The 7023-nt window shown below is 58.8% G+C and carries 7 protein-coding genes and 1 pseudogene; 6 read left to right on the forward strand and 2 right to left on the reverse strand.

The window, feature by feature from the left end; genetic code table 11:
- A pseudogene (locus AC1D2P_RS30060) lies at positions 1–196 on the reverse strand (IS256 family transposase); the annotation flags it as partial.
- A gap of 891 nt (positions 197–1087) precedes the next feature.
- Between AC1D2P_RS30060 and AC1D2P_RS30065 the strand changes: the two are divergent.
- From AC1D2P_RS30065 to AC1D2P_RS30090, 6 genes are all read left to right on the forward strand, one after another.
- Positions 1088–1447, forward strand: a complete 360-nt coding sequence (locus tag AC1D2P_RS30065; protein WP_223524874.1) for a DUF6124 family protein — start codon at positions 1088–1090, stop codon at positions 1445–1447.
- 259 nt (positions 1448–1706) lie between these two features.
- Positions 1707–2123, forward strand: a complete 417-nt coding sequence (locus AC1D2P_RS30070) for a DoxX family protein (protein ID WP_109787781.1) — start codon at positions 1707–1709, stop codon at positions 2121–2123.
- A complete protein-coding gene (locus AC1D2P_RS30075) occupies positions 2116–2709 on the forward strand; it encodes an antibiotic biosynthesis monooxygenase (protein WP_477757428.1) in 594 nt (197 codons plus the stop codon). The genes AC1D2P_RS30070 and AC1D2P_RS30075 overlap by 8 nt, the downstream gene beginning before the upstream one ends.
- Positions 2706–4544, forward strand: a complete 1839-nt coding sequence (locus AC1D2P_RS30080) for an amidohydrolase (RefSeq protein WP_477811746.1) — start codon at positions 2706–2708, stop codon at positions 4542–4544. Before AC1D2P_RS30075 ends, AC1D2P_RS30080 begins: the two co-directional genes overlap by 4 nt.
- A 70-nt stretch (positions 4545–4614) precedes the next feature.
- The gene (gene ycaC / locus AC1D2P_RS30085) at positions 4615–5241 is read left to right on the forward strand and encodes an isochorismate family cysteine hydrolase YcaC (protein WP_008032694.1); all 627 of its coding nucleotides are present in this window, start codon (positions 4615–4617) and stop codon (positions 5239–5241) included.
- Positions 5242–5513: 272 nt separating this feature from the next.
- Positions 5514–6410: a LysR family transcriptional regulator gene (locus AC1D2P_RS30090; RefSeq protein WP_477757429.1), complete on the forward strand. Its 897-nt coding sequence runs from the start codon at positions 5514–5516 to the stop codon at positions 6408–6410.
- Between the two features lie 73 nt (positions 6411–6483).
- On the opposite strand, the gene AC1D2P_RS30095 is transcribed toward AC1D2P_RS30090, so the two are convergent.
- On the reverse strand, positions 6484–7023 hold a 540-nt coding region (locus AC1D2P_RS30095; protein WP_477811747.1), incomplete at its 5' end, for a dTMP kinase.

Here is a 7023-nt window from a genome sequence, read left to right on the forward strand (position 1 = left end):
GGCGCTGCGCGCCCGGCGGATAGCCCAGGTGGTGGCCGAGCTCAGCACTCAGGGCTCGCTCGATCAAAGCCTTCTTGAACGCCGCAGAGGCGTCCTCAATGGCTTCCGCTGTCATCGGTCCATCAGTGAATTGCTCGAGCAGCTCTTTCGGGATTTTCGGCAGCTCTCGCAACGCGGGTTTCTTCTTGGTTGGCATACATGCACCTCTTACTCATGTTATGCCCGAACACAAAATTTCTGACACCCCCTTACGGCGACTCACTTTTTTTTCAAACGCCAAAAAAAAGTAAGCAAAAAAAGGCTCGCCCCGAGCGTCCGGCCCCTCGCTGGGGCTCGGCGTTCCTTCGCTCCGGTATCCCTCCGGGGACACTGCCCTCCGGTCKGCTTCGCTWCGACCTACATGCAGCGTGTTCGACTGCGTCGAACGGCGCTACGCGCCACTCCCCGGATGAACACCTCCACTCAGCCTCCCGAAGGGGCGGGTGGATCAAGATCAAAAGCTGCAGGCGAGCTAACGCTCGGCCTGGTGAGTGGTGAGGGGCAAGAGCGGGTGTGGGGTGTTTTGCTTTTTGTGGGAGCGGGCTTGCCAGCGATGGCGGCCTGCCAGCCGACCGATCTCTTGCCGGTGTACCCATTCCCTGTAGGAGCCGGGCTTTTCCGCGATGGCGGCCTGGCAGCCGACCAACCTCTAGCAGATGGACCCGCTCCGACAGGGAATGTGCACTCATCCAAGCACTCCGTTTAATGGTGTTTAGCGTTACTTCCTGAAAGCCACAGAACCTTGCGCCGTTGCCTACGACTGCGCCAGAATCCGCCGGCTTGTGCGCTTTGACCCTGAACTCTATCGTTTCCGCATCGCTGCCAATCAGCGATCGGGTTTAGCGACCTGATCAGGTATAAGCGCAGCAACGCTCCGTCTTTATTGCAGGCATTGCATGTCTGTAGTTTCGATATGGTGGCTGTGCGCGGGAGGCCCTCGGGTCTGCCGGGTCTTATACCTCTCGGTTCGCTAACCTGCGTACAGCCGCCACCCTTACTTGTTTAGCGACAGGTTCTGGTGGCTCCATCAGGTATAAGGAGCTTCACCATGTTCAAAATCACACCCAATCCGCCAGAACCCGACGACGTTTCCCCCTACGAAACCACCGACTCCAAAAAGCTAAATACCGCCGCCGACCGCGCCCTCGATTTCTACCTCAAACCCGTCATCCCCAAAGACACGCCACGCAAACCCAGCACGATTTACCTCGTCGATCCCGAAACCGGTAACGAAACCCTGCTGGTCAACGCCTGCGAGTCATTGGCGTCCGCCAGCGTCATGCTGAGCGATTTCGCCGGGCAACTGAGCAGCCCGCAACGCCACCCCCTGCTCGGTATTCAACAGTCCGTGATGTTGGGTGAACTGGCGGTGAACCGGATGTTGGATAATTTCGATCCGCAGGGCTAACGACGTATCTGTACCGATCGTTCCCACGCAGAGCGTGGAAACGATCAAAAGAACGGCCTCACCAGAGGCCGTTTTTTGTGCCTGCAAGAAACCTTCCGGCAAAGCAGGTTCCTGTGGGAGCCGGGCTTGCCCGCGATGGCGGTCTTCCAGATCCACAAAAAGAGCACGTACATCCAATTTTTTGCGTCCCCCCACCGGCACTATCGAATCAAGTCCCGGCGCATCGCTGCCGGTGGTTTTTCATTTGTGCAGGTAGCCCATGAACGCATCGCGGTGGGATGAACAGGCTGAGGATTGGGGCCTGCTTTTTTTGCGGATCAGCAGCAGTTTGTTTTTGCTGTGGGTGCACGGTTTGCCGAAGCTGCTTAACTACAGCGCTCAACTGCAAGTCATCGAAGACCCTTTTCACATGGGCGTGAGCCTCACGCTGATGCTGGCGATTTTCGCCGAGGTGCTGTGCCCGCTGCTGATCATTGCCGGGGTGTTGGTGCGTTTGGCGTGCCTGCCGATTTTGACGTTGCTGCTGGTGGCGCTGCTGATTGTGCATCCGCAATGGAGTGTTGAAGAAGGGCAGTTCGGCTGGCTGCTGTTGATCCTGTTCACCAGCATTTTTATCGCCGGGCCGGGACGGCTGGCGCTCAATGTCCGATTCGCCGGAGTGTTGCGTTATGCCTGAATCCAATCGTTTCGAAGAAGTCGTGACCCTGGTCATCAAGCACCGGGTCAAGGCTGGATTTGAAGTGCCCTATGAAGCCTGGCTGCGCAACATCGTGAACATTGCCGGGCAACAGGAAGGGCACCTGGGCGTGGATGTGATGCGCGGTAAAAGTGCCGGGCTCGACATGTACACCTGCGTATTACGCTTTTGCACCACCGACGCGATGCAGCGCTGGCTCGACTCGCCGCAACGGCTGGCACTGGTCCAGGAGGCCACGCCGATGCTCGCCGACGGCGACCAGACCGAGGTCAACCCGGTCAAGGAATTCTGGTTCGCGCCGCAGGCAGTCACCACATCGCCACCGCCGCCGCGCTGGAAGCAAGCCGTGGTGACGCTGTTGGTCATTCTGCCGCACACCTTGCTGGTGCCACTGATCTGGGGGCCGCTACTACAGCTCAATGCGTTCCTCTCCAACTACGTGGTCGCGACGTTCCTGATCACGCTGACCATCGTCGTGTCGGTGGTGTACCTGTTCATGCCGATGGCGACGCGCCTGTTCGCGCCCTGGTTATCTCCTTCCACTCAGCCCAAGGAAACGCGATGAACGCCGATCTGATTTTGTTCAATGGCCAATTTCATACCGTTGACCGTGAAAACCCGCGCGCCAGTGCTGTAGCGATCCGCGACGGTCGTTTCGTCGCGGTCGGTACCGATGCCGAGGCCATGGCCCTGCGCGGCTCGGGTACGCAGGTCATCGACCTCAAAGGTCGCTGCGTCATTCCCGGCCTCAACGACTCGCACCTGCACCTGATTCGTGGCGGTTTGAACTACAACCTCGAACTGCGTTGGGAAGGGGTGCCGTCGCTGGCCGATGCATTGCGCATGCTCAAGGACCAGGCCGACCGCACGCCGACGCCGCAGTGGGTGCGGGTGGTCGGTGGCTGGAACGAATTCCAGTTCGCCGAAAAACGCATGCCGACCCTTGAAGAGCTCAATCAGGCCGCGCCGGATACGCCGGTGTTTGTGCTGCACTTGTACGACCGCGCCTTGCTCAACCGTGCCGCATTGCGCGTGGCCGGGTACACGCGCAACACGCCGAACCCGCCGGGTGGCGAGATTGTGCGAGATGCCAACGGCGAACCGACCGGCATGCTGGTGGCTCGACCCAATGCGATGATTTTGTACTCGACGCTGGCCAAGGGACCGAAGTTGCCGCTGGAGTATCAGGTCAACTCGACTCGCCAGTTCATGCGCGAACTCAACCGTCTGGGCCTGACCAGTGCCATCGATGCCGGCGGCGGTTTCCAGAATTACCCGGACGATTATCAGGTGATCGAACAGTTGGCCAAAGACCAGCAATTGACCATCCGGATCGCCTACAACCTGTTCACCCAAAAGCCCAAAGAAGAACTCACCGACTTCAAGAACTGGACCAGCAGCGTGACCCTGCACCAGGGCGACGATTACCTGCGGCACAACGGCGCCGGGGAAATGCTGGTGTTTTCGGCGGCGGATTTCGAGGACTTCCTCGAACCGCGCCCGGACCTGCCGCAGACCATGGAAGCCGAGCTGGAGCCGGTGGTGCGCCACCTCGTCGAGCAGCGCTGGCCGTTCCGGTTGCACGCCACCTACAACGAATCGATCAGCCGCATGCTCGACGTGTTCGAGAAGGTCAACCGCGACATCCCGTTCAATGGTTTGCCATGGTTTTTTGACCATGCCGAAACCATCACCCCGCAGAACATCGAGCGGGTGAGGGCGTTGGGCGGTGGTATTGCGATTCAGGACCGGATGGCGTTTCAGGGCGAATATTTTGTCGAGCGCTACGGCGCCAAAGCGGCCGAAGCGACACCGCCGATCAAGCGCATGTTGGCCGAAGGTGTGCCGGTCGGCGCCGGCACCGATGCGACGCGGGTGTCGAGCTACAACCCATGGACTTCGCTGTACTGGATGGTCAGCGGCCGCACGGTCGGCGGCCTGGAATTGCACGCAGAAGGACTGTCGCGCCAGACCGCGCTGGAACTGTTCACCCACGGCAGCGCCTGGTTCTCTTCCGAGCAGGGCAAGAAAGGCATGATCRAGGTCGGCCAGCTGGCGGACGTGGCGGCCCTGAGCGCGGACTTTTTCAGTGTCGATGAAGAAGCGATCAAGTGGATCGAGTCGGTGTTGACCGTGGTCGGCGGCAAGGTGGTGTACGCCGCCGGGGATTTCGAAAAACTCGGCCCGGCCAGCGTACCGGTGCTGCCGGACTGGTCGCCGGTGGTCAAGGTGCCAGGTCACTGGCGGCCAACGTCGCCGATGCAAGCGCAGGTTCACCATTGCAGCGGGCCGTGCGGCGTGCATGCCCACAGTCATGAGAAGGCGCGTTTGTCGAACGCGCCGGTCAGCGACTTCGCCGGTTTTTGGGGCGCCTTTGGCTGCTCGTGCTTTGCGTTCTGACGATTACCAAAAAAGCGCCAGCCACCGCGGCCGGCGCTTTGAGCGATAAACATCCACCGAGGAGTTTCACATGAGCAACGTTCCGTACAAGCGCCTGAACAAAGACGACGCTGTTGTCCTGCTGGTCGACCACCAGACCGGCCTGATCTCGCTGGTCCAGGATTTCTCGCCAAACGAGTTCAAGAACAACGTGTTGGCTCTGGGCGACGTGGCCAAGTTCTTCAAACTGCCGACCATCCTCACCACCAGTTTCGAAAACGGCCCGAACGGCCCGATGGTGCCTGAGCTCAAAGAACAGTTCCCGGACGCGCCGTACATCCCGCGTCCAGGCCAGATCAACGCCTGGGACAACGAAGATTTCGTCAAAGCCGTCAAAGCCACGGGCCGCAAGCAACTGATCATCGCGGGCGTGGTCACTGACGTTTGCGTGACCTTCCCGACACTGTCGGCGCTGGCCGAAGGGTTTGAAGTGTTCGTCGTCACCGACGCCTCGGGCACGTTCAACGAAACCGTGCAGCAAGCGGCGTGGGCGCGCATGGCGGCGGCCGGAGCTCAACTTGTGAACTGGTTCTCGGTGGCCTGCGAGCTGCAAGGCGACTGGCGCAACGACATGGAAGGCCTGGCGAACCTGCTGTCGCCACGCATTCCCAACTACCGCAATTTGATGAACAGCTACTCGGTGCTGACGTCGAAGTAAGTTCTGCCCCAATGAAAAATGCCCGCCAATGTGCGGGCATTTTTTTGCCTAGTAGCAGCTGACGAGCAGCGCGAGGCTGCGTTCGGCTGCGGAGCAGTCGTAAAACCTGAGTGCGAGTTTTGTCTGACACACCGCATTGTTTGATTTCACGACTGCTTCGCAGCCAAACGCAGCCTCGACAGCGGCTACACGGGCCAGACGCGAGATTAATGAGGGTGTCGATAATTCAGAAAGCGGCTATAAAGTGTTCGACTGTCAATCAGGCTGTGACAATGAACCCGTTCGAAGATATGCGTATTTTTTGCCAGGTCATGGACTCCGGCAGCTTCACGGCTGCGGCAGATCAATTGGGGCTGTCCAAGCAATTCGTCAGCCGGCGCCTGATGCAACTCGAAGAGCGCTTGGGCGTGCGCTTGCTCAATCGCTCGACCCGGCGACTGGACGTCACGCCGCTGGGGCAAAGTTATTACGAATCGGCCTTGCGCCTGCTCGGTGAAGTCGAGCAAGTGGAGCAGGGCATCGCCGGCCAGACCACCGAGCCACGGGGCACGATTCGCATCAGCGCACCCTTGTCGTTTGCACTGGCGCATTTGGGCAGCCTGCTGCCGGTGTTTTTGCAGCGATATCGTGATGTCACCGTGGAAGTGGACCTGAGTGATCGCCCGGTGGACTTGCTCAGCGAAGGCTACGACCTGGCCTTGCGCATCGGCATTCTGGAAGACTCGACGCTGATCGCCCGGTGCATCGCGTCGATCCAGCGCGTGTATTGCGCCAGCCCGACGTACCTGGCCGAGCGCGGCACGCCGCTCAAACCCGAAGACCTGCACAGCCATGACTGCCTGCCGTATGGCCACAGTCGTCAGGTGCAATGGCGATTCGACGGGCAGGGCAAACCGCTGACCGTCAATGTCACAGGCCGGATGCGGGTCAACAACGGTGATTTACTCAAAGACGCAGCGATTGCCGGGATGGGGATTACTTACTTGCCGACGTTTATCGTCGGTGCGGCCTTGAATGACGGCAGGCTGGTGCCGGTGCTGGACGCGTTTCGGCCTGAGCCGCTGAGGTTGTCGGCGGTCTATCCGCAGCACCGCCAGAGTTCGCGGCCGGTACAGGCGTTTATCGAGTTTTTGCGCGAGCGGCTGGATCGGGTGGAAGAGGGGGGTTAAGGTTGACGTTACGACCTGTGGGAGCGAGCTCCCACAGAAAGGCGTCAGTTAACACGTTTGTCACACTCGAATCCTATATCTCGTTGAGTACGCTCTGTACCGCACTAACCGCTCTATCAAGCACAGCTTCCTCACAGAGGTCGGTCGTATCGATCCTCACACAATTTGCCATTCCACATTGCTCATAGCTGGATCGAACCCTATTTTGATACGCAATGAAACTTTTTAGGCGGTCTTCATTGCCGCCATCATAGGCGCCGCTCTCACTAAGGCGGAAAGCGCCCTTTCTTTGTGCTGCGAGTGCGGGGTCAACATCCAGGAAAATGATGGCGTCCGGTTTTCTAATTGTTGAGAATGTTGTTAAAGCTTCTTCAGCTAAGTTTTTATCTTTAAGTAAAAAGCGTGCTAAGTATTTATAATACCAACCATCAGCGATGCAACTAATGCCGGAGCTTATTAGCGGTCTGATGGCGGCATAGTCTGTGGCATGAAACCAGGCGGATATTAAACTTATCCAATGACTATCGCCCAATTGGTCCAGAGGGGCGTTATCCGGATAATCCCAAAGAACTTCACGTAGRCGAGACATGTGAAACTCTGTATAGCCTGATGA

The sequence above is a fragment of the Pseudomonas sp. P1_F1_2 genome (assembly GCF_056405815.1).

What these genes read in the sequence shown, in the direction of transcription:
- AC1D2P_RS30065 (WP_223524874.1), top strand. Translation starts at nt 1,088, where the DNA reads ATGTTCAAAATCACACCCAATCCGCCAGAACCCGACGACGTTTCCCCC.
- AC1D2P_RS30070 (WP_109787781.1), top strand. Translation starts at nt 1,707, where the DNA reads ATGAACGCATCGCGGTGGGATGAACAGGCTGAGGATTGGGGCCTGCTT.
- AC1D2P_RS30075 (WP_477757428.1), top strand. Translation starts at nt 2,116, where the DNA reads ATGCCTGAATCCAATCGTTTCGAAGAAGTCGTGACCCTGGTCATCAAG.
- ycaC (WP_008032694.1), top strand. Translation starts at nt 4,615, where the DNA reads ATGAGCAACGTTCCGTACAAGCGCCTGAACAAAGACGACGCTGTTGTC.
- AC1D2P_RS30090 (WP_477757429.1), top strand. Translation starts at nt 5,514, where the DNA reads ATGAACCCGTTCGAAGATATGCGTATTTTTTGCCAGGTCATGGACTCC.